The sequence below is a fragment of the Psychrobacter sp. CX5 genome (genome assembly GCF_057621535.2).
In genome coordinates this window covers 2,186,462-2,210,206 of record NZ_CM177735.1, presented here as the reverse complement: position 1 = coordinate 2,210,206, position 23,745 = coordinate 2,186,462, and the positions used below count along the sequence as shown (strand labels likewise).

Sequence of the window (23,745 nt, the reverse complement as noted above, 5' to 3'; positions counted from 1 at the left end):
AATTTCGTCTTTACTCATTAATTTAAGAAGGTTGTTGTCTGGATTAGGGTGTGTTTGATTAGTGTTTGGTTATAAAGTTAGTCGTAATTAGTTACTTTGATGATGGATAATGGCAACAACTCTGCGGTTATTCTGTCTTCCTTGTTCTGTGTCATTGGTGTCGATTGGTTGACTTTCTCCATAACCTCGAGTATCGATTCGGTCAGCGGCGATACCATATCTATTTACTAACTCATTTTTAACAGCATCAACACGTCTTTGAGATAATTGTTGGTTATAGCTGTCATCACCTAAGCTATCGGTGTGACCTTCAAGCTCTGTTTGAACGTCAGGATATTTTTGCATAAAGTCAGCAACCGCTTGAAGTTTCGGTTGATAGCCATCTCTAATACGGGCACTATCGAAATCGAAGAGCACATCTAGCTTAATAGGTTTATCAACTACAATTGGCTCTGCAGGTTCTGGAGTGACTTCTGGTTGAGGCTGCGGGCGTATATCTGGACAGTTGTCAGCAATAACGCGGTTGATTTGATGGGTTTGTTCTGGCGAGTTTTTAATAATGTTGGCAGCAGTACTTTCATCCATTTCAGTTAATGTTGCCATATTCGTGTTTTGATTAACATCGACTTGAAAATAATAGGTGTGCTTGGGTTCAAACGAGGTACGAAAAATAGGATTATTTAAATAGTTGGTTTTGGTGTTGGTAATCTCTGTACTTAAGATTTGTTCACCATTACAAACGATGACATGCGAAAATTGACCCGGTTGCAAACTTGTATGAAAACGCTTGTTAATACCTATATTGACACTATCTTGGTAATCTTTATCAATATTAGAATCAGTCGATTGATCAAATTGGGTGACGGGTCTATAAAAGATGATTTGACTTTGATTGTCTTGCAGTTGGTTAACACTTGGTATTTGAAATGGTTCACCTGTCTTATCCCAATGAACCTGATTAACGGACCGAGTACCAGAATCAACTTCATTTTGACTTTCTACTGATGATGCATTTTCTGGAGAATCTTGAGGAGATGGGTTTTGTGAAAAAGTTTGACAACCATTTAAAGAAGCGAGGGCTATAAAAGCCGGTAAGGCAAGTCGTTTAAAAGTCATTATTATTGTCTCTTTTATTATTTGAGGTTATTTAATTAGAAGTAGCAAATTTATGATAATAGTAAACCCATATCCATGGATTGCTATAGCTATAGAGGTTTAGTTGATAAATGCTTTTTAACTTAAAAACATTGTTTAATTTAAATAATCAGATTAGTGAAATAAACTAAAGTTGGGTTTTTTCCATACTTACTATAATACTTATTTTAAATGTAATTTCAATCATTTAATCCTACTGAACAGGATAATTAAATAAATTAGTCTCATAATTACAGCAGGTTAATAATAAGACACTTAAGCTTACAACTAGCAATAAATCAGCAACTATAAACTATAATTTTTACAGATTTTTCCCCCAAATATTTTCCTACTAAGATTAAATAAAATAGCTTTCTACCTTAGGGCCTGTATAAAATAACTTTCCACAGAATTACTCGCTTCCAAAAAAAACCCAAACTATGAGTGTTTGGGTTTGAATTAAGATTAAATTTTAAGTCGAAAGTCTCGACCTAATTTTCATGACGTAAGTTTCTGTTACTCAAGCTCCTCTATAAGCTGTTGCATCTGTTTAATCTCACGCTTTTGAGTTTCAATAATACCATCTGCTAACTCTTGTACTCTAGGGTCTTCGATATCTGCTCGGTTACTGGTCAATATAGCAATTGAATGATGCGGAATCATCGCCTTCATCCAATCCACCTGATTGACAGTCGCTTGCGAACGCACTCCCCAAAGTCCTATTGCAAATAGCACGATACTAATGCCATAGATAGCCAAATTTAATTTGGTCTTTTTGTACATATTCCCCATAAACGCCAGCATGATGATTGCCATTGCAGCACCCATATACAGTGCCATGTAGGCTCTAGTTTCACTAAAGTAAACATGATCCCATTCATAGGTATTAAAGTACATCATGATATACATCACGATTGTCGAGGTAAGTATCATCAGTGTGAATTTTAGATAAGGGTTCATGCCTTGGTGATGAGCATTGTGATGAGCTGATGTCTGCATAAAGGACTCCTTTAACTTGTTTGATTTTTTATATAGATAAGAACTAAAAAGACCCAAGCAAATATACGAGCTTAGGTCTCATTATAAACAACTTAAAGACTAAAAAAATTAGTTCTGTTGCTTAGGGGTATCGATACTCCTAAGGACTGCAAACAACCTATTGTTGTTCAATTTATAGACCTGATAAGGTGTCAATTGATTATCATACTCCATTTCTTAACGGCCCAGATGACTCCCTATCAAAAAGTACAGTGTATTCGATACATAGTTTGTAGCCATTCTCGCTTTGCACTTGTATCTGACTGATCAATGGCGTGCGAGCTATATTGACTGACAGTGTTCCAACATTCGAGCGACCACTGCCAGCCAAAGCTCACTACGCCATTGTCTGCGTCAGTATACCGCTGCAATCGAGGCTAAACCGCTTGTTAGGACCACACGAGGTGCGTTTACAAAAGTTTATTAGATAGGATAATTTAGTTTAACACTTCTTCGTCATCTCGGAGATAGTAATAAGCTATTTGGCTAGGATTGTTTTTAGAATATACAGATGCTGGGCTGAAAGCCCTGTTTAAACTTGCTGAAAACTTAAACCCAAAATCAAACCCTAACCTAAAACAATTTTTAATAAAACACACAGGCATAAAAAAAACCCTAAGTAACTTAATACTTAGGGTTAAAACTTTTGTACTTACTTAAAAGGTAACTTAAGTTTTAAAATATGGCGCAGCGGACGGGACTCGAACCCGCGACCCCCGGCGTGACAGGCCGGTATTCTAACCAACTGAACTACCGCTGCTAAGGTCGTCTAGCTTATTTATCCACTTGGTGTTGAAACCATCGCTATATAGTGGTGGGTGATGACAGGCTCGAACTGCCGACATTCTGCGTGTAAGGCAGACGCTCTACCAACTGAGCTAATCACCCTTAGGTCTTGCTCTGTGGGTGTGTATTATATAGATTTTCATTGGTGTGTCAAACCTTTTTTTCAAATAAATGAGATATTTGTTCAATTTATTCATTTAGATGATATCTATAGCTTACTCCCCCTACTTGTTACCTAAAACTAAGTCAGTTGCCAAAGATGTGACAACTGATTAAATACCGTATCCAATAACATTACATAGACCTACCTAGCGAAGGGCACTAATACTATTAGCGCTCTCCTAGGCCCTCAGATAGAGTCTTAGTAATTGGTTTGGTCAAGTAGGATAACACGGTACGCTCCATCGCTTTGATATCGACACTGGCTGTCATACCAGGCTTAATGATAATTTCTTCTCCACGATCAGCAAACTCTGCCTCACCAATCTTAATTAACACCCGATAATAAGGCTCTTCCCCTTTTGGCGTTGTCTCAATTAAGGTATCAGGACTGATATAAGTGACTGTACCATGCATAGCGCCAAATATAGAGAAGTCATAAGCATCTAATTTTACAGAAGCGGCTTGTCCTTCTTTAACATAAGCAATATCAGCAGGGCTGACCTTGGCTTCTACAATCAGATCACTGCTGGTAGGTAGTAACTCCATAATGACTTCACCAGGCTTAACAACCCCTCCAATGGTGGTAATATTAATGCTATTAACTTTACCATCTTGAGGCGATAATAAGCGCTTCTCATCCAAGACTTGAGTGCGGTCGCGAAGCTGTTCAAGCTCACTATCAAGCTCTTCTTGAGCCTTGGTCATTTCAGCTTGCGCTTCCTCAAAATACTTATTACGCTTGTTGTTTATTTGGGCCTCAATATCAGCGACTTGACGGCGTAATTTAATAACATCGGCCTGACTGACATCACCATATGCTAATAAAGGCTCATTCATACTAAGCTCTTTATTCGCCAAAACTAGCATATCTTCAAGAGAGGACACCTCTTCTTGAATGGCTTGGCGGCGACGGTTATAAAGCTGTGTTTGGTTTTCCACATACTCTGGATATTTTAAGACATTCTTTGGGAATACAAGAGGTCTATCAAAGATTTCAGCATTAAGACGGGCTAATTTTGCTTGTAATGCCGCTGTTTTTGTCGCTGAGTTATCATAAGCAGCTTTCGCTCTTTCTTCTTCTAAGATAACTAAAAGCTGACCCTTCTTAACATCATCCCCTTCAGAGACAAGTATATCTGTTAATACACCACCTTCTGAAGCTTGAATTTGTTGAGTGCGATCACTCGCGATAACAGTTGCTTTCGCTCGAGTTACTTGGTCAATTTTTGCGAATGAAGCCCACACCAATAGTATGATAATACCTGCAACGGCAATCCAGATAGTGAGGCGAGCACGGCCAACTTTTGGCTGTGTGGGAATATATTTATAATCAGACATGCCTACTTCTCTTCAGATTTTGGGTTAATAATAATCGTTTTGGGCTTAGCTTTTGCTTTGGGAGCTTTTTTATCCTCTGCACTGACAATCTCAACATTAGTGACTGCTTCAACATTGCCTTTATTTGCCGTGGTATTGTTAGGCTTAACATCTTCCCTCTCCTGATTGACAACCGGTCTATCGGTCACAGTGTTCTCAGAAGTCGGTTTTATGGTAATTTTTGTCTTAGGAGATGAGCTCTCCGTAGACTTAGCCGTTATATTAGTCTGACTCCCGCTTTTCGTTTGTGGGGTGCCTCTACTGTCAGTAGTGCTAGGCTGAGAGCTATTCGGGTTACTATCACTCGGTTGATTAGGTTGATTAGGATGACTAGGCTCATTTGGCGTATTAGGTTTAGCGTCAATAGCAGGTCTTTGTTCAGACTGCTGAGTGAGTTTATTGGTACTGCCTTGTCGTTTAGCCTGCTCATTTTGCATAAGCTGTTTTAGTACTTCTTCTTTCGCACCATCCATAATAATCTGGTGCTTGTCCATAATAATAATACGATCTACCAAATCAAGTAGTGCCGTTTTATGAGTGGACACTACCAGTGTTTGACCATGCTGTAACTCTTGTTTAAGCACTTGCAAACAGCGTTGTTCTTGTCGATTATCCATCGATGCAGTAGGCTCATCAATCAACATGACTGATGGTTTTGTCAATAATAAGCGGGTAAATGCAACCAATTGCTTTTGCCCCCCTGACAGTCCACGTCCCCCTTCACTAATGGGTAAGTCAAGACCGCTTGAATGGTTCGCTACTAGATTTATTAAGCCTGTTTTTTGCATTGCCTCATGTAAGACATCATCTTTAGGTGCCGGCATACCAATCAATAAATTTTCACGCAATGTGCCTTGGAATAATCGATGGTCTTGTTGCAAATAGCCTACTTGATCACTTAGCGCTTCACGGCTAATTTGTTGAATATCTAACCCATCCAACAAAAGTCTACCTGAAGTGGGCGCATATAAACCTGATAACAATTTGAGTAATGTCGATTTACCAGAACCAATAGGACCTAAGATAGCAATACGCTCACCTGGTTTGATTACTAACTTTTTAACGGTTACCGCAGGACGATCATTGCCCACATAATTGAATACGAGATTATCACACTGGTAATGACCTCTAATCTTCGTAGGTGATAAGGGGTAGTTTACGCCATGATTATCTTGCTCTAACGCAAAAATGGCTTCAATCATGCTTTTAGCTGCTTTAGCATGAGAGAACTGAACCAATAAGTTAGGTATTGACATTACTGGTGCAAGGACGCGTCCACCAAGGATAGAACAGGCAATCAATCCACCCATGGTCATATCACCGCTCATCACCACAAATGCCCCAGTGATAACAATACCCACATAACTGACTTGTTGTAGCATTTGAGTAAAGTAGCTTAGATAGTCATTCGCATGCTTCATATTAAGATCGTTCTTAATAGTAATGTTCATGACATCTAGCCAACGCGATAAAAACTTCCAACTACCAGCGCCTGCTTTGATGGTTTCAATGCCTTCTACAGATTCAACTAATAAACCTGTCTTATAGTAAGAAGCAGAGGCACCTTCAGCCGCAATCGCATCAATACGTTTACGGGCAAACAGCCCCATAGACAATGCAATGATTGAGGCAATAATAGGTACTAATGCAATAATTGGTGCACCGATATAAGCAATTAAAGACAAAAAGATAATGGTCATGGGTAAATCGACCAACGCAAACAACGTACCCGCCGTAAAGAAGCTACGAACTTGCTCATAGCCTCTTAATTGGGCTGCCATCGACCCTACTGAGCCAGGCATTTGATCAATACGCACTCTTAGCAAGCGTTGAAAGACTTCGCGAGATAAATGCTGATCGAGACCAACCACCACTTTATCCATAATTTTCGATCGCGCAAATTTCATAAATGCTTCGAATAGTATGAATAATGCCACACCACTGGCGAGAATGATGAGGGTGCTTACACCACGAGTGGGAATAACACGATCATAAACTTGCAATGAAAATAGCGATACTGCTAATGCTAAGAAGTTAATCAAGAATGAGGCGACGACCGCTTCAAATACCACACCTTTATAGCTGAACAGCTCTTTTTTTAGAATATCTGTAAAGCTTGAATTACGCTTTTTGATATGATCTTCAGTTAAGCGTAAACGCAAAATAATTTTTAGTTCATCTAATGGTACATAGCTAGTCTGTGAGTCCTGACGGAAACTCCACGTTCCTTGAGGTGTTTGACCGTCAATAACCCCCCACCCATGTCGTATATGATAGGCCAGTAAGGGTAAAAACGCGGCATCTGGTTGCTCTAATATTTCAGGTGTTTCTGAGACGCCCAAACCAACAAGGACACTGATTACTCCACCAAGTGTATCGATACCACGGCCTTGCTCGATAGCTTTTTGATTGTCATGTTTTCTGACCACATCTTGCAAACGTATCGTATCAATAGGGTATCCCTGTTGACTTAAAATATGTCTTAAAGCATCCGCTAACGAGCGTGCGGTGTTTAATTCTTCGGTGCTTGTCATCAAGTCACCCTGCGACCCTACAGTATCTATAGTTGAGTTACCAGATGGGTTTTGATTTTTGCTCATATTTCCCGCTTATTTAAAATAATTTCTTATCCATTGGATAATAGTATTTTGAATGTTATTTAAAAGATTATTCCTTCAAAACTAATGGTGCTTTTACTTTAAAAAAAATATTTTTTTTAAAGTAAACATTAAATTGGCATGCTTTGTCTTTAATTAAAATAATCTTTTATAGATCTAACTATATAGTATCTAACTAAGTATTCATGTCCTGAAGGTAAGGTATTAATCTTTAGGTTTTGAATCATTAACCAGTACCTTATCAACAGAATTGCGCGATAGAGGTATTTGAGTCATAAAATTCTTTAAATTAACGTTATCTTCTGAAGGATTTGATGATGTCGTTTCAAGGGATGAGTCTGTTGTATCAAGGATATTTTTATTAGTGTAAATTTGAACAGTGTCTGCTTGATTATTATCCATTTGAACAGTATCCATTTGAACAGTATCCATTTGAACAGTATCCATTTGAACAGTATCCATTTGAACAGTATCCATTTGAATAGTATCAGGTTCTAAACTTTTATTTACTAGGTTTTCTTCAGTAGTTGGGTTTGCGTTAACAACAACCACATCAGTTTCTGATACATCCGTATTGACTGTATTGACAATGGGTCGTCCATTTTCATCAAGCATAACGAACTCGCCATTATCAAGCTTTTGTTCGATAGAAGAAGGAAGTGATATATGGATATATTCATCTTCCGAACTTTCATCAGCCTCGTTATACAAGCTATTAGGGACTAAATTAGGGTTCGAATTTGTCCCATTTTTTTGACCATATCCAAACTGACGGCTATTAACAGAGTTCTGCTGGTTATTTACCCATTCTTTCACAGGATCAAGCGCATTAAACATTTTGACGGGCTGACGGTTTTGTGCAAACGTTTGCCAAGGCATTAAACTAAAGTCGACTTGCAGCTTATAGAATGAGCCAAGGATTTCAGAGCGTGTTTGCACCAAACGTATTTGATAATCACTTAATTCGCGTACTGCATTGAGTACTTCAAGCCAAGACTTACGACCCGCTTTAAACTGACGTTGATAGGAGTCTAAGACAATTTGCGCCCCTGCCACAGCGGATACCAAGGATACTTCACGACTTTTTGCACTGGCAAACTGTTGATATTGAACTTGGATATTCTCCATGACACTACGCTGTGCGGCTTCTTTATTTTGAATTAAACTGTTAACACGGGCTTCAGATGCTCGGGTCAGTGCAAGGTTTGAAAAACCGGCTCCAGGCTGGTAGTTTAATCCAACGTAAAATCTACCATCAACTTCTTTGGTATCATGATCATACGTATGTGTATATTCTGCAAAGACAGTGGGATATTGTGACGCACTTTGCGCTTTCACTTCTTGCTTTGCAGACTCAATTTGGAATAGCTCTTTTACAACAGAAGGATTATAAAAACTGGCATTATCAAAAGCCATCCTCTCAAAGCCAATCGATGCTCTTTTGGCTTGTTCCACAAGGACACTTAACTGGGGTATATTATGCTCGCTGCCACGAGGCAGGGGTCGTCCGGTAATTTGTTGAAGACGTGCTTCTGCAATGTATTGCTGCTCTTGAGCAGCTTCAAAAGCATTGGTTTCTTGAAGGATACGGTTAGCAACTAGCTCAAGGTCAATACGAGCTGATACACCTTGTTTCACTCGGCGATTCATCATCGCTTCAAATTTTGCTAACTGTTGCAGATTATCAAGATAGACCCGTTGCTGAGCTACCGCATTAACATAAGTCTGCCATGCCTCAATAGTGGTTTTAGCCACCTCATTTTGTTGCGCATATATATTTTCGACCGCCGCTTTATCATCAAAAATAGCTTGGTTTACATTAGCGGTAAGTCGCCCACCCGTCCATAGCGGCTGACGAATACCAATCTCAGATACGATATTATTACTACTGTTGTAACTGGTTGAGGCACTTGGGGTAGGAAGTAAATTCAACTTTGCAGCCCTGATTCCCTCTGTCGTTGCCTGTTGTTCTGCTCTTGCTGATCCTACTAAAGGATGAGTTTCAATAGCTCTTGAAATCAGTTCATTAATTTCTGAATCAGTGGTGACTGAAGCAGCGTAGCTGGGTAGGCTTCCCCCTGTTATCAACAGGATGGCCATTAGCAGTTTGTTTTTATATTTATATGGGCTAAACATCATAATGTGTTAACTTATTAGTCTAAGAGTGAATCGATGCCAATGGCACTATTGTAGCAAAAATGAGTATTGAAAAACGCAACGCCTAAATAGTTTAGGTTGCAATACTACTACATTTTATTTGAATTTACTTTCAAAAAATACTTAATTCTTGTTTTATATCATAAAATAATTTAAATAGTTAGTTAAATTTTTGCTTAACTAATGTTCCATAAAAGTATTAATTATCACTTAATTCTAAAAATTTTAAGTCTTTCATTATTTTAAAGACTGTATATGACGGTAAGTTTATGACTACCCTATAAGCTGGAATCGCACGTTTAAGCTTGATAAACTTTAAGAGTAATGAAGAAAGTCATGCTTTTTCATAACAGCTAATCAAACTAAACTAAAACATATCATACTATGTATAAAAACTTAAACCGATACCAACACTTCACCTATCGTATGAAATGATCCACATACTAAGATTAAATCATCTACCTCTGTGGCATCAATGACGGCATTTTTTGCCTTAGCAAGTGACGGATAACTGAGTATCTGAGCCTGCGGATGCTGGTTTAATACCTTCGTTAGCTGCTCAATACTAGCGGCTCTAGGATGGTCTATTTCAGCGATATGCCAGGTTTGGATCGGCAACTTAGCCTCAACTAATAAGTCTACCACCTCGCCAATATCCTTATCTGCTAACATCGAAAATACAATATGCAACTTACCCTTCGGATAGTTAGCCTGATGAGTCTGCCAAAATGGGATAAACTGACTTAATAAAAAGCGCATCCCCTGCTCATTGTGCGCCACATCAAATAGCCAATGTCGACCTGAAATATCTCGGGCATCAAAACGTCCTGCCAGCGTGACTTTTTGCAATGCTTTTTGAAGGTGAACAGCGGAGATATTAAGATTGCTGGCTAGCAAGGCTGCCACTGCATTGGCACTATTGACTAATGATAGCTTAGGTTTTGGCAACTGCAAAGTGACACGGGCACTACTAAACTGCCAAACGGCATTTGACGACTGCTCTTTTTGAATAGCAGGTTCAGTCGTTAATGGCTCAGTGAAATCATAATCCTTGCCTATTTGATAGCACGTACAATTTAGTGCATTTACTCTTTCACGTACGGAAGCTGGCATGTCGGTCTCGCCGTATACTAGAGGAATACCCTGACGCAATATACCCGCCTTCTCAAAGCCAATCTTTTCTCGAGTATCGCCAAGCCAATCAATATGATCAATACCCACATTGGTAATCACCGCCAAATCGGGTTCTATGATATTAACCACATCCAAACGACCCCCAAGTCCGACTTCTAACACCCAGACATCACAATCTGCCTGAGCAAAAATCAACATGGCAGCCAGTGTTGTCATCTCAAAAAAAGACAGCGTCAGTTCGCATTTTAGGCGAGCCTGCTCTACCTCTACAAAGGCATCAATAAGCGTTTGATCACCCACGGGTTGTCCGTTAATGCGCACTCTTTCATTAAAATCAATCAGATGCGGGGACTGGTATAGTGCCGTTTTATAGCCCGCTTGTTGACAAGCAGCACTGATCACAGCAGTGGTAGAGCCTTTGCCATTAGTGCCTGCCACCGTAAAGACATAGGCATCATCTTTTGCAGACTCAATCAAACCTAGATGTTCAGCCACTGGAATAACCCGTGACAGTCCCATATCGATAGCAGTGACATGTATCTGCTGCATATAATAAATCCAGTCCGATAACGAACTGGATTGAGTGGGGGTATCAAGACTAGAGGGGGTATTAGAGACAGTCACAGTCATTTAATCTCGCTACTAAAACTATACTTAAAATTAAGACACTGAGCATTTACACGCGCATCAGCTTCGCTAATAATCGATACACCGTATCATTAAGCTGATGACGATGCACAACCTGATCAATCACACCGTGCTCAAGCAAATACTCAGCACGCTGGAACGGTTCTTCTAAGGTCTCACGTACCGTTTGTTCGATGACACGCTTACCTGCAAAGCCAATCATCGCTTTAGGCTCGGCCAAATGGATATCACCTAGCATTGCCAGTGATGCCGTCACACCACCATAGACAGGATTGGTCAATACCACAATATAGGGAATGCCGGCAAGACGCAGACGCTCAATAGCAGCACCAGTCCGAGCCATCTGCATTAAGGATAACAATCCTTCTTGCATCCGAGCTCCACCAGAGGCGGCAAAACAAATGAGAGGGCTCTTATTGGCTAGCGCCGTTTCAGCCGCTTGCACAAAGCGATCACCCACGACTGAACCCATCGAGCCACCCATGAAACGAAAGTCAAAGGCACATGCCACCACATCCAAGCCATGCAATTTGCCTTTAAATACGATTAGCGCCTCAGATTCACCTGTTTTTTCCTGCATTTGATCCATGCGCTGGGTATAAGGCTTACTATCAACAAACGACAAGGGATCTCCAGTCGTAAACTCTTGACCCAACTCCGCATCCACCTGATCTAAAAATCCAGTCAGCCGATCACGGGCGGTCATCGCCAAATGGTAATCACATTGTGGACAAACATACGAGTTAAAAATTAATGCCGTATTGGTGGTCATCGAATGACACTGGGGACACTGTGTTGATGGCTCCGTTTCAACTGCGGTTAGTTGTGGAAGGCTATGACGCTTAACGCGTGGCACTGGTCGAGACAGCCATGTGCTACTGTGTTGATCAAGCTTAGCAATGGCAGCTTCCGTTTTAGACTCACATACTGACATTGACTCCGACTCAGTATCATTTGGCTTATTTTTTGGGGTACTGTTTACTTTGGTCATAGACTTGTCTATTTATAAAGGATTTTAATGCACAATAACTATAAAACAGATTAGCCTTTATAAGGCATCCAATGCCTGACGTAATTCATCCATTTTATCCATAATGTTTGCTTGAGCACGGGTGATCTCCTCAGCACTTGACTGATTATCAAGGCCAGCAAAGTGTTTTACCAGCTCACTCCCAACGATAACTCCATCAGCATACTGACCGATAGCCGCTGCTGATTTGCCATCACGAATACCAAAGCCCACACATACTGGTATGTCTGTTTCTTGTTTAATGGCTTGCACCTGCTCACTGACGGCTGCCGTATCCAAACTTGCCGCACCAGTGACACCCTTTAATGATACGTAATAAATGTAGCCACCACAATAGGTCATTACTTGTTGACGACGCTCTGGCAACGTGGTTGGTGACAATAGGAAAATCTTATTCATATTGTGCTCAGCCAATTGCTCTACAAAGTTACCAGACTCAGCAGGCGGCAAGTCGACAACTAACACCCCATCTACGCCCGCATCTTCGCACAAACGAATAAATTCATCATAACCAATGATCTCAATCGGGTTTAGATAACCCATTAAGATAATCGGTGTCGTGGTATCTTGCTCACGAAACTGCTTTACCATGCCGATGGCTTGATGGGTACTGGTACCACCAGCTAAAGCACGCTCGCCGGCTAAAGCAACCGTTGGGCCATCCGCCATAGGATCAGAGAAGGGTAAACCCACCTCGATCATATCTGCGCCATGCTTAACCAAATCATGCAGTAAGTCAACGGTCACATTAGGGCTTGGATCACCTGCCATCACATACGGAATTAAAGCCTTTTTATTTTGTTCTTTTATCGTTTTAAAAGTGTTTTCAATACGGGTCATAGAGGTCTCTTAATTCGTCATCATTTATTTATTAAGTATCAGGATTCTAAGTTTTTAAATCTAAGCTTCTAAATCTAAGTTTCTAAATAAGCTTTTAAAAGTAACCACTCAAGATTTGAATTATTAGAACTCACGCAGATTTAAAACACTATGTAAGTTCTAGGTTTCCCATTAAGTTATTTCATTCACTCTTAAACAGTTAACCTTGAGTTAGGCACTAAGCTTTCTTTAAAGCTCAATGCCTTCCGCCTTCATCACCGAATGCAAATCTTTATCACCACGTCCCGACATATTAACAATAATAGTCTGCTCAGGGGTCATGGTTTTCGCAAGTTGCAATCCATAATATACCGCATGAGCCGATTCTAACGCAGGAATTATGCCTTCTTTACGCGTTACTTCATGGAAGCCTTCAAGCGCCTGTTTATCGGTACAACCAACATACTCGACCCGCTTAATATCTTTTAAGAAGCTATGTTCAGGACCCACACCTGGATAGTCTAGACCTGCTGAGATAGAATGCGTCTCAAGGATTTGCCCTTCATCATCCGCCATTAGATAAGTACGGTTACCATGAAGCACCCCTACTCGGCCTTTGGCCAATGGCGCAGAGTGACGATCGGTATCTAAGCCATCACCTGTGGCTTCAACACCGTATATTTTTACATCTTTGTCATTCAGAAAATCATAAAACAGACCAATTGCATTCGAGCCACCACCGACACACGCTACTAGAGCATCAGGCAGTTTACCTGTTTTTTCTAAATGCTGAATACGCGCCTCTTTGCCTATAATCGCTTGAAAATCTCGTACCAACAGTGGATAAGGATGCGGACCGGCGCAAGTACCGATAATATAGTACGTGGTGTCAACGTTAGTGACCCAATCCCGCATCGCCTCATTCATTGCATCTTTTAAGGTACGTGAGCCTGACTCCACTGCCACTACTTTCGCCCCTAGCAGACGCATACGATACACGTTCATCTTCTGGCGCTCTACATCATCGGCGCCCATATACACAATACATTCAAGGCCCAAACGTGCGGCAATAGTCGCCGTCGCCACGCCATGTTGACCGGCACCTGTCTCTGCGATAATACGCTTCTTACCTGACATTTTAGCCAGCAATGCCTGCCCAATGGTGTTGTTAACTTTATGCGCGCCCGTATGATTTAAGTCTTCACGTTTAAAATAAATCTGCGCCCCGCCAATCTCATCACTGAGTCGTTTGGCATGATACAACGGCGTCGGACGACCCACATAGTTGACCAAATCATTGTGATATTCTTCCCAAAACTTGGGATCCTGCTTCACTTGATAGTATAGCGTCTCCAGCTCTTCTAACGCCGCCATCAACGTTTCAGAAACAAATCGCCCACCATGAATCCCAAAATGGCCACTGGCATCAGGATATTGTCTAAAGTCTTCACTGTCGTCTATTTCATCGTTATGTAGTACAGTATTAAAATCATTCATAATTTATCACTCTATTTTAAAATGTTGTTTTATTCGATTTAGGTCATTATAAGGGGTTATCTAGCAAAGAAAAATTTAGGTTTAGTAAACGTTTTGATGTCTGGTTATTTAATCACTATCTTATCTAATTAGCACTGTATTTGATAACTTAATAAGCAATTTATAAGTAAGATTTTCAGTAAGATTTATCAAGCATGCACTGTCATCTGTATGGATAGGGTTATTAAAGTCTTAAAATCAAGTAGCTATTCTCGCCATCCGCTTGTATCGACTGGTTCGGGCGAGACGATGACTAAAGCCAGATGCGTTCCTGTTATCTCGATACCGCCTCTGACTAAGACATCGTCACTCGCCCTACCCAGTAGTATACCGCTACTGTCAAGGCTAGCGGTTCATATCATGACTCTATTTTAAATCTATCGTGGTTTGAGTGTTATTATTTTAAAAGTCTAGCACTATTTTTAAAGCTTTATGATTAGTCTAAGCAATAGACTTTGTCACCCTGATATCATAATAAAGCTCATACATTTAAAGTTCATATTCAAAGCTGTCAATCTGCAAAATTTACCCTTCCGTGGGTTCCATGTCATTGCACCCACGCTACAAAATGTGCAAAATTCAAAACTGTATTTTGATGAGCAATCGTTGTAGCGTGTGGTGAAGCGGAGCGTAACCCACGGATTTTTAGATACCTCTTATCATTCAGGTCTAGCTATATGAGCTACTTTACAGCCTTTATAAATGCCCGCATCTTGCCCGCATCCTTAATCCCTTTTGACAATTCAATGCCACCACTGACATCCACCGCTTGAATAGGTAAATCAATCGTATCGCCGACATTATCTGGGGTTAATCCACCGGCCAATATAATAGGCACTTCTGAATCCTTTGGAATAAGTGACCAATCAAAGCGCTCGCCAGTACCACCGTAGGCGTCTTTATGATAAGCATCTAGCAATATACTACTGGCACCGGCCTGAGCATAGTCGTTGATTTGTTGTTGAATGCTATTTAAATCTTGGGTGTCTTTATTGATACGTAGTGCTTTAACCCAGCGTTTATTGACGGTATCAGCAAGCTGCTGGCACTCCTCTGCAGTCTCATCACCGTGAAACTGAATCACATCAAACGGCACAGTAGCCGCCAATTCAACAAGCTCCTCCTCCCCCATATTGACAACCAAAGCGACGACGCTGACAAACGCAGGGACATGCTTAATGAGTTCTTTGGCATGCTCAGGGGTAATGGCCCGTGGACTCGGCGGATAAAATACAAAGCCTAACGCATCTGCGCCAAGCATAACCGCATTTTTTATATCCTCGAGGCGGGTAAATCCACAAAATTTGACCTGCATAATTTTATAAAATCCTTAAAACAACATTTTTACTAAAGTCAGTTAGCTAAATACTGCTTATCCTAGCATATATTGAATCATTATTAGCATTACTCGCTGAAGGTTAATTTATGACGTCTTATGTGCCTACTATTGAACCAATTATTAAACCAAAAAAATATTTGATGTGGTTTCGCCGTGACCTACGTATTCATGATAATACTGCTTTAACTATGTTATTTGATGACGTTAATCAAATCTCAAGCAATGACATCAATGAATCAGTACCGCAAATTTTAGCCGCATTTACGATCACACCTAAGCAATGGCTTGAACATGATATGTCATTGGTGCAAATGGACTTTATTTTTAGAACCTTAAAGCAACTCGCCAAAACTTTGTTTAACAAGCTAGGCATACCCTTACAACTTATAAACTCAGATAGTTTTACACATAGCGTTAATGCTATTGAAGAGCTTTGTATTGCGCAGTCTATCACCCATGTCTTTGCTAATATCGAATATGAAAGTAATGAACAGGCAAGAGACAGCCTATTAGACAAGCTGCTTAATAAACATAACATAAAATTTAGCCGCTACCCTGACCAATGTATCTTGCCGCCGAACACGATTAAGACTGGTAATGATACTATGTACAAAGTCTTCACCCCTTTTTATAAAAAGTGGCAGTCTATTTTAGAGACAAGTCCTGTTCAGGTATATCCTGTACCCGAACCTATTTGTAAGACAACCAAATCTTTAGCCGATGACCCTTTACAGACGCTATTACACACCATTGATAACCACCATGAGCAAACCATTGAGCTATTTAAGCTATATTATGGAATAAAACCATCTACTGTTGACGCTTTACTTAAAAATACTTATGAAGATTATCCGGCAGGCGAAAGCCAAGCACAAAAGCGATTAAATGAGTTCATCAAAGAAGATATTGGCAATTACAATACGGCTCGAGATAAGCCTGCAATAATGGCAACCAGCCAAATGTCAGCATATTTAACCGTCGGTAGCATTAGCGCACGAGTGTGTTATCAACAGGCGAATAAATTGCTCAATGCGTTCAACCAAGCAGATTCAAAGGGAGAATCAGAAACTTCCCAGACCGATATCGAACGCTGGATTAGTGAGCTGGCTTGGCGTGATTTCTATCGTCATGTCATCAGCTATCGCCCCGACATCGTAAAAGGTAGCGCTTATAAAATAGTTACAGATAAAAAAGTTGAGTGGTCTTATGATAGTGATAACTTCAAAAAATGGTGTGAGGGCAGAACGGGTGTACCCATAGTAGATGCCGCAATGCGATGCCTTAATGCGACTGGCTTTATGCACAATAGACTACGCATGGTGACAGCGATGTTTTTGACCAAAGATTTGTTAATTGATTGGCGACTGGGTGAAAGCTACTTTATGCAACGTTTAATTGACGGTGATTTTGCGTCAAATAATGGGGGTTGGCAATGGAGTGCCTCTACAGGGGTTGATGCGTCGCCTTATTTTCGAATTATGAATCCGTTTAGTCAAGCTAAGACGCATGATGAAAAAGCTATTTTTATCAAAACTTGGCTTCCAGAGCTCAGAGACATGCCACCCACAATACTGCATGATGAATCCAAACTTAGACAAGCCTTAAGCAGTAAAGGCAAGTTTGCCAATGTCGACTACCCTCAACCTATCGTAGAACATAAGCAAGCCCGCCTTTATGCGCTTGAACAGTTCAAAAAATGAACCGTTTAAAAAATAAGCATTTAGAGGGTGAAGGATGAGGTTATAGTCACCATATCAAGCTTAGTTCTTAATTGGCTTAATCGGTTGGCTGGCAAGCCCCTGCCCCCTGAGTGGTTACCGTGACTTTGGCACCAGTCATCGCAAAAAGGTTTTCCATTTGCGTTTTGGCATTGGTTTCCGCTTGTTGCATCACTCCATCAGCACAGGCACGCTTAAGCACTTCTCGCTTGGCACTGGCTTGTGCTTGCGCTAAGATTTTTGGCTCTGCTTTTACCATGCCAAAGAAGCCGCCTGCTTCCCAGTCATATACTTCAACATCATCAAGATATACGGTAAAAATTTCAGCAGGCGGTAAGGTAATCATCAGATCTGGCATTAGAGTAATCGGTGTATTGTCATTACCCGATATAGCCGCTTCATTTTTTGCCGCTTCAATCTGCTCTTCAGTCGGCTCCGAAACCTGTACCATCTCAGGACTTAGCTCGCTTAAATCAACGCCCGCTACGACTCGACCCCGTGCGATAAACAAGCCTTTTTGCTCATCCTGCCATAGCCGTTGCCATGTACCCTGTTGTTCACTGGTAATCACCGTATCGACATTATAGGCGACAGTCTCTAGCCGATTCAGCTGTTGAATTTTGGAAATAACCCCCTCACGACTGACGGTTTGAATCTGTGGCGTTTTATCTTGAATAAACTGCCGCCAAAGCATGACACTCACGATAATGAGAGTGATTAACAAAACAAGTTTTAACCATATACCGTTACTTTGAGCCTTATTTTGAGTCGTATTATTCATAGTTTGTCTTCATTGAAGTGGTCATTGTTTGTTAGGTTTGGAAACGCAGCACTGTATTGAGTTCTTAAGCCTTAAACTTGCTTAGCTTACAACGTTAAAGCTTAAACACGTCAATCTTAATTAAGCGTGCTTGTTTTATCACATTTTTACGGTTGACTGACTATTATAATATAGTCAATAAGCTCATATTTGTCTGCTATTTTAAGTTACAGATTTGAGGAGTCATTTTAGAGGCTTATTTTAAGTATCGCTGACGCCTAAACTTATCTATCTTAGGTTATTTTGAACTAAATTCACAAAGTGGTAAAAAAAGGATTGCGTCATCACGCGAGTTTACCTAACATAGGCAAGTTATAGCGACTAATTTTGAGTGACACCGTAAGATGAATTTTTTAATGGGTTAACGGTCATCAAGGTCAGTATATTATCAGTGCTAATTTGCGAATGTTCCACACGCCCTATTCTTTTGTTTAACTGTTTTATTTAATTCTTTTGTTTCACCCTTTTTAAATTACACATTGAGTAAAGTTGAGTCAGTTATGAGAGCCAGCCAGTTTTTGTTTGCTACCCTAAAAGAAACCCCTAACGATGCCGATATCGCATCAAGTCAGTTAATGGTTAGAGCCGGTTTGATCCGTAAACTCGCCTCTGGTCTTTATGTATGGTTACCCATGGGGCTGAAGGTGTTGCAAAAAGTTGAAAAAATTGTGCGTGAAGAGATGCAAAATATCGGGGCACAAGAAGTTTATATGCCAATGACTCAGCCCGCAGAATTGTGGCAGGAGTCAGGACGCTTTGAGGACTATGGTCCAGAGCTTCTTCGCTTCAAAGACCGTCATAATCGCGACTTTGTATTGGGACCCACTCACGAAGAAGTCATTACCGATTTAGCCCGTGGCGAATTACGCAGCTATAAACAGTTACCGGTTACTTTTTTCCAGATTCAAAGTAAGTTCCGTGATGAAATTCGTCCTCGCTTTGGCATCATGCGGGCTCGTGAATTCACTATGAAAGATGCTTACTCTTTCCATGTCGATCAAGCCTCTTTAGAGACGACTTATCAACAAATGTATGAGGCGTATAGCCGTATCTTTAGTCGCTTGGGTCTTAACTTCCGTGCGGTATTGGCGGATACAGGATCAATCGGTGGCTCAGCCTCGCATGAGTTCCATGTACTGGCAGGTAGTGGTGAAGATGCCATTGCCTTCTCTGACAGCTCAGACTTTGCGGCGAACGTTGAGTTAGCAGAAGCGATTTGCCATGATGAGCGCCCTGCGCCTTCTCAAAATCGTCAAGATGTGGACACCCCAAATATGCAGACTTGTGAAGCGGTTGCCGAGCATTTAAACGTGCCACTATCGCAAACGGTTAAAACCCTCATCGTAAAAGGTCAAACTGCTGAAGGTGAAGAGCATTTAGTAGCCCTAGTACTACGTGGCGATCATACCTTAAATGATATTAAAGCGGAAAAAATCTCTGAAGTAGCTACACCACTTACCTTTGCCACTGAAGAAGAAATGAAACAAGCGGGTCTACATAAGGGCTATATCGGTGTTGATCTTGATATGCCCGTATTTGTCGATCGTGCGGCGGCAGCATTGGCAGATTTTGTCTCTGGTGCCAATAAGCCAAATATGCATACCACCGGTATGAACTGGGATCGGGATGCGACCATTACTCAAGTAGTTGATATACGTAACGTAGTGGATGGCGATGCTTCTCCTGATGGTCATGGCACGTTAAGTATCAAACGTGGTATCGAAGTGGGTCATATCTTCCAGTTGGGTGATAAATACTCAAAAGCCCTAAACTGCACAGTGATGGGTGAGACGGGCAAACCTGTCACGCTTATGATGGGCTGTTATGGTATCGGTGTCAGCCGAATCATTGCTGCCGCTATTGAGCAAAACCATGATGAGAACGGTATTATTTGGCCAAATACGCCTGATATTCAAGACTCTATCGCTCCTTTTGATATCGCTATTGTACCGATGAAGTCGAAAGAAGACACGGTGATGAATACTGCAGAAGCATTATACGAAGAGCTAAAAGCCAAAGGGCTGAATGTGATTCTTGATGATCGTAATGAGCGTCCTGGTGTGAAGTTCGCAGATCTTGAGCTAATAGGTATCCCGCATCGTATTGTAGTCTCTGATCGCAACTTAGGTGATGACAAATATGAATATGTGGATCGTCGTGATGGTGAAAAGCAGTTACTCAGTCGTGATGACGTTATCGCGAAAGTCAGTTCATGATACGATGCTTCGCTAAAAGCTCTAAGTGATAAATTATTCATCGTTTAAAGGCTTAAGTACACTACTAAGCCTGTGTTCTTAAGTTAAATAAGAGCCTCTATCTGGTATATAGTTACCCTTTTGCTATTAAAGGGACTAAATCGCCGATAGAGGTTTTTTTGGCGGATCTTTTTATAAAAAGTTGTATGCAGAAATGCTCGTTTTATATAAAGCACTTGTTTTATATAAATAGTATTATTTATTGTTTCTTTTAGTTGTGAATATAAACATAACTTTTCTAATTGAATGGGTTTAGGAGTATAATTATTACCCATTTATTTGTGGGCACTGACAATCATCTGGCATACAAAAATCCGTATTTAAGATAATATCAGTATGACCTAATACAAGTTATTTAATACCAGCTCCTAAATATAAACTGAGGTGACTATGCAATTTGCTGTTATAGGATTAGGCGTGTTCGGTAGAGCGTGCGCATTTGAGCTACAAAGTTTGGGAAATGAGGTGTTAGGTATTGACTTAGATGAAGATGAAGTCAATAAAGTTAGTGATACCTTGGCGCATTCTGTTATTGCCGATGCCACTGATATTGAGACATTGCAAGAACTTAACCTCAGTCAGTTTGATGGGGTCATCGTAAGTATTGGTGAAGATTTGGAAGCCAGCTTATTGTGTACGCTAAATCTGATTAAATTACCGGTGAAGAACTTGTGGGTAAAAGCTAAGACAGATGCTCATCATGATATTCTCAATAGTCTTGGCGTTAACAATATCATCCATCCTGAACAAGATATGGGTATTCGTATCGCCCAATCTATGGCCTATCCCATGATGAAGCAGTATCTATCACTGGGTAATAAAGAGTATCTGGTACGTATCGATCTACCAGAACATGCGTCCCCCATCAATATCGGTAAAATTAAGTACAAAAACCCTGAAACATCCTTATTACTCATTATTCGTAATGATGATGTGTTCCAAGATTTTACTGATGATATGTATGTTCAATACCCAGATCGTTTGGTCTTTAAAGGCGATGTGAATGATCTTAAAATATTAGCCAAAAAACTATTGTCTATTTAAATAGTTATCTATCTAAATTATTGTCAAAAGAAAGCGTATTGGGTTTAAAAGTAGGTAATATGCCAAAGAAAAGAATGTCTATTTTAACATCACCGCCTATGATTTTGTCAGTAGGATTTCTGGTCGTCATAACCATAGGCACCTGTTTGTTAATGCTGCCCGCCTGCTCTATTGAACCCGTTTCATGGCTTAAAGCCGCTTTTACAGCGACATCCGCTGTAACAGTAACAGGTCTCGCAGTTGTGGACACTGCCAACTATACCCGTTTAGGTCAGGTCATTATCGCCTCTCTTATTCAGATAGGTGGACTTGGGTTTATGACCTTTGCGGTCTTTGCATTTATAAGCTTACAACGACGGCTAAATATTGCTGGACAGAAAATAGCGCGTGAAGCATTTGCGGATGCAAGCTTCGGCGATATAACCTCTACTGCAAAATCTGTCATCGCTATTGCATTGACGGTTGAGCTTATAGGATTTATCTTTCTATCACTATTTTTTGCTAAAGAAATGCCCCTATCTGAGGCCCTTTATAGTGGTTTTTTCTATACGATATCAGCATTCAACAATGCAGGCTTCGGCTTAAGTAATGACAACCTGATGCCTTATGTGCATAATGTTGGGATAAATATTACCATCACATCCCTTATCATTATTGGTGGACTGGGTTTTATTGTCATAAAAGATTTAATTGAAAATAAAAGATGGTCAAAAATAAACGTTAATACCAAGTTAATGCTTGGGGCTACGGCTGCTTTGAATGTAGTTGCATTTGTTTTATTTTGGTTGTTAGAGCATAATAATCCCAATACTATGGGGAATTTTACCTTAGGTGATCAGCTTATTGCCTCTTGGTTTCAAGCTATTACACCTAGAACGGCAGGTTTTAATACTGTACCTGTGGATGGACTCACTGATGCCAGCACCATTTTGACTATATTCTTAATGTTTATTGGTGGCGGTTCAGTATCGACTGCTAGCGGCATTAAAGTAGGTACCTTTGTTATTTTACTACTGACGACTTGGGCTTTTTTACGCCAACGTGATCATGTTACTATTTTTGAGCGTCGTATACCCGATAGACTTGTCAGAAAGTCACTAGCGCTCATTAGCATAACAATGATGTTAATATTTTTAAGTGTGTTTATTCTATCCGTTATTGAGGCGGATCATCCCTTAGAAGATGTTCTTTTTGAAGTGGTATCTGCTTTGAGTACGGTTGGTTTAACGAGAGGCCTGACGACTCGCTTAAGTAATGCAGGTGAAATTGTCATTATGTTTATGATGTTTGCAGGGCGCTTGGGACCGTTGACACTGGCTTATTTAATTGCCATGCCAAGATCTACTCGGGTCAACTATCCAGAAACCAATATATTGGTGGGTTAAATTATCACGTAATAGATATATCGTTTTACATTTCTAAGAGAGTTATGAGTTAATGATATTATGATTCAGTCCACTATATAAATGGCCTTGGCTGCTTCTCTGACTATCAGGCCGTAAGGAGTGATATGAAAACCACATCATTATTGGCGACGCTATTGCTATTAAGCGCTGGCTTAGTAGGGTGTAACCCCCCTGAGCGAGATCCAAATATTTTGTACAATGAAGATCATAAGGACCCGATAAAAAAACTTGAAGTCGATATGCCTAAGGGTAATATGGCTTATCAACACCTGTTTTATGTCCCTGTTTATTCAAATATATATGGTGATGAAGAAACTCCTAAAGTTATGTTATCAGCGACTTTGAGCATTCGTAATACCAGCTTAGATAACAGCTTATATGTGACTAGAATTGATTACTATAATACTCAAGGGGATTATGTTCGTCCTTATCTGAATAAATCTATTGAGTTACCGCCTATGGGAACGCTCAACTATATTGTCGAAAAAAATGATGATACAGGCGGTGACGGTGCCAACTTTGTGGTGGCCATCGAAAGCGAAGCGCAAAATGTTTCACCATTAATTGAATCTATTATGGTTGGAACTTTTAGCAATAAAGCGTTTTCATTTAGTAGTAAAGGCGTTGTAATTGAAGACTCAGCTAAAGATGGTTATTTCAATCATACAAAAAATTAGTTACTTTAAGCAGAAATTATTTGAAGCAGAATAGCATCGTTTACTTT

17 protein-coding genes and 2 tRNA genes are annotated in these 23,745 nt (G+C 40.3%); 6 read left to right on the top strand and 13 right to left on the bottom strand.

Translation table 11 applies throughout. From position 1 onward, the window contains the following. Window positions 1-87 precede the first annotated feature (87 nt). The 11 genes from AC21OG_RS08600 to trpB all read right to left on the bottom strand — a co-directional run bounded on the left by AC21OG_RS08600 (window position 88) and on the right by trpB (window position 14,400). Window positions 88-1,116 (bottom strand): OmpA family protein, encoded by a 1,029-nt coding sequence (locus tag AC21OG_RS08600; RefSeq protein WP_487377622.1) that lies wholly within the window; start codon window positions 1,114-1,116, stop codon window positions 88-90. 534 nt (window positions 1,117-1,650) lie between these two features. Further along, complete coding sequence (locus tag AC21OG_RS08595; protein ID WP_487377623.1) at window positions 1,651-2,133, bottom strand: DUF305 domain-containing protein; 483 nt, start codon at window positions 2,131-2,133, stop codon at window positions 1,651-1,653. A 722-nt stretch (window positions 2,134-2,855) separates the two neighbouring features. Further along, window positions 2,856-2,932 (bottom strand) — tRNA-Asp (locus AC21OG_RS08590). Window positions 2,933-2,984: 52 nt separating this feature from the next. After that, window positions 2,985-3,060: transfer RNA gene (locus tag AC21OG_RS08585), tRNA-Val, on the bottom strand. A gap of 228 nt (window positions 3,061-3,288) precedes the next feature. Then, window positions 3,289-4,458, bottom strand: coding sequence for a beta-barrel domain-containing protein (locus AC21OG_RS08580; RefSeq protein WP_486547385.1), 1,170 nt, complete (start codon window positions 4,456-4,458; stop codon window positions 3,289-3,291). Between the two features lie 2 nt (window positions 4,459-4,460). Next, window positions 4,461-7,097, bottom strand: a complete 2,637-nt coding sequence (locus AC21OG_RS08575; RefSeq protein WP_487377624.1) for a type I secretion system permease/ATPase — start codon at window positions 7,095-7,097, stop codon at window positions 4,461-4,463. Between the two features lie 222 nt (window positions 7,098-7,319). Further along, a complete protein-coding gene (locus tag AC21OG_RS08570) occupies window positions 7,320-9,254 on the bottom strand; it encodes a TolC family protein (protein WP_491185033.1) in 1,935 nt (644 codons plus the stop codon). A 414-nt stretch (window positions 9,255-9,668) separates the two neighbouring features. Then, window positions 9,669-11,036, bottom strand: coding sequence for a bifunctional folylpolyglutamate synthase/dihydrofolate synthase (locus tag AC21OG_RS08565; RefSeq protein WP_486547388.1), 1,368 nt, complete (start codon window positions 11,034-11,036; stop codon window positions 9,669-9,671). A 46-nt stretch (window positions 11,037-11,082) separates the two neighbouring features. Next, the gene (accD, locus tag AC21OG_RS08560; protein ID WP_486547513.1) at window positions 11,083-11,988 is read right to left on the bottom strand and encodes an acetyl-CoA carboxylase, carboxyltransferase subunit beta; all 906 of its coding nucleotides are present in this window, start codon (window positions 11,986-11,988) and stop codon (window positions 11,083-11,085) included. A 114-nt stretch (window positions 11,989-12,102) separates the two neighbouring features. Then, window positions 12,103-12,924, bottom strand: coding sequence for a tryptophan synthase subunit alpha (gene trpA / locus AC21OG_RS08555; protein WP_487377626.1), 822 nt, complete (start codon window positions 12,922-12,924; stop codon window positions 12,103-12,105). A 228-nt stretch (window positions 12,925-13,152) separates the two neighbouring features. Further along, entirely contained in the window at window positions 13,153-14,400 is a 1,248-nt protein-coding gene (gene trpB, locus AC21OG_RS08550) for a tryptophan synthase subunit beta (protein ID WP_487377627.1), read from the bottom strand. A 210-nt stretch (window positions 14,401-14,610) separates the two neighbouring features. Here trpB and AC21OG_RS08545 point away from each other — a divergent pair, with 210 nt between their 5' ends. Further along, entirely contained in the window at window positions 14,611-14,814 is a 204-nt protein-coding gene (locus AC21OG_RS08545; RefSeq protein ID WP_487377628.1) for a hypothetical protein, read from the top strand. Between the two features lie 307 nt (window positions 14,815-15,121). On the opposite strand, the gene AC21OG_RS08540 is transcribed toward AC21OG_RS08545, so the two are convergent. Further along, window positions 15,122-15,754: a phosphoribosylanthranilate isomerase gene (locus AC21OG_RS08540; protein WP_487377629.1), complete on the bottom strand. Its 633-nt coding sequence runs from the start codon at window positions 15,752-15,754 to the stop codon at window positions 15,122-15,124. A 110-nt stretch (window positions 15,755-15,864) separates the two neighbouring features. On the opposite strand from AC21OG_RS08540, the gene AC21OG_RS08535 reads away from it, so the two are divergent. Then, window positions 15,865-17,478, top strand: a complete 1,614-nt coding sequence (locus AC21OG_RS08535) for a cryptochrome/photolyase family protein (protein WP_487377630.1) — start codon at window positions 15,865-15,867, stop codon at window positions 17,476-17,478. Between the two features lie 76 nt (window positions 17,479-17,554). Here AC21OG_RS08535 and AC21OG_RS08530 read toward each other — a convergent pair whose 3' ends face one another. Then, window positions 17,555-18,277, bottom strand: a complete 723-nt coding sequence (locus AC21OG_RS08530; RefSeq protein WP_487377631.1) for a DUF4230 domain-containing protein — start codon at window positions 18,275-18,277, stop codon at window positions 17,555-17,557. Window positions 18,278-18,816: 539 nt separating this feature from the next. Between AC21OG_RS08530 and AC21OG_RS08525 the strand changes: the two genes are divergently transcribed. From AC21OG_RS08525 to AC21OG_RS08510, 4 genes are all read left to right on the top strand, one after another. Then, window positions 18,817-20,532 (top strand): proline--tRNA ligase, encoded by a 1,716-nt coding sequence (locus AC21OG_RS08525; RefSeq protein WP_487377632.1) that lies wholly within the window; start codon window positions 18,817-18,819, stop codon window positions 20,530-20,532. A 429-nt stretch (window positions 20,533-20,961) separates the two neighbouring features. Beyond that, on the top strand, window positions 20,962-21,615 hold the full coding sequence (locus AC21OG_RS08520; protein ID WP_486547396.1) for a potassium channel family protein: 654 nt from the start codon (window positions 20,962-20,964) through the stop codon (window positions 21,613-21,615). A 74-nt stretch (window positions 21,616-21,689) separates the two neighbouring features. Continuing rightward, window positions 21,690-23,000 carry a TrkH family potassium uptake protein gene (locus AC21OG_RS08515; protein WP_487377633.1) on the top strand — a complete coding sequence of 437 codons (1,311 nt, stop codon included), beginning with the start codon at window positions 21,690-21,692 and terminating at the stop codon, window positions 22,998-23,000. A gap of 125 nt (window positions 23,001-23,125) precedes the next feature. Continuing rightward, entirely contained in the window at window positions 23,126-23,698 is a 573-nt protein-coding gene (locus AC21OG_RS08510) for a DUF3124 domain-containing protein (RefSeq protein ID WP_486547398.1), read from the top strand. Window positions 23,699-23,745 lie beyond the last annotated feature (47 nt).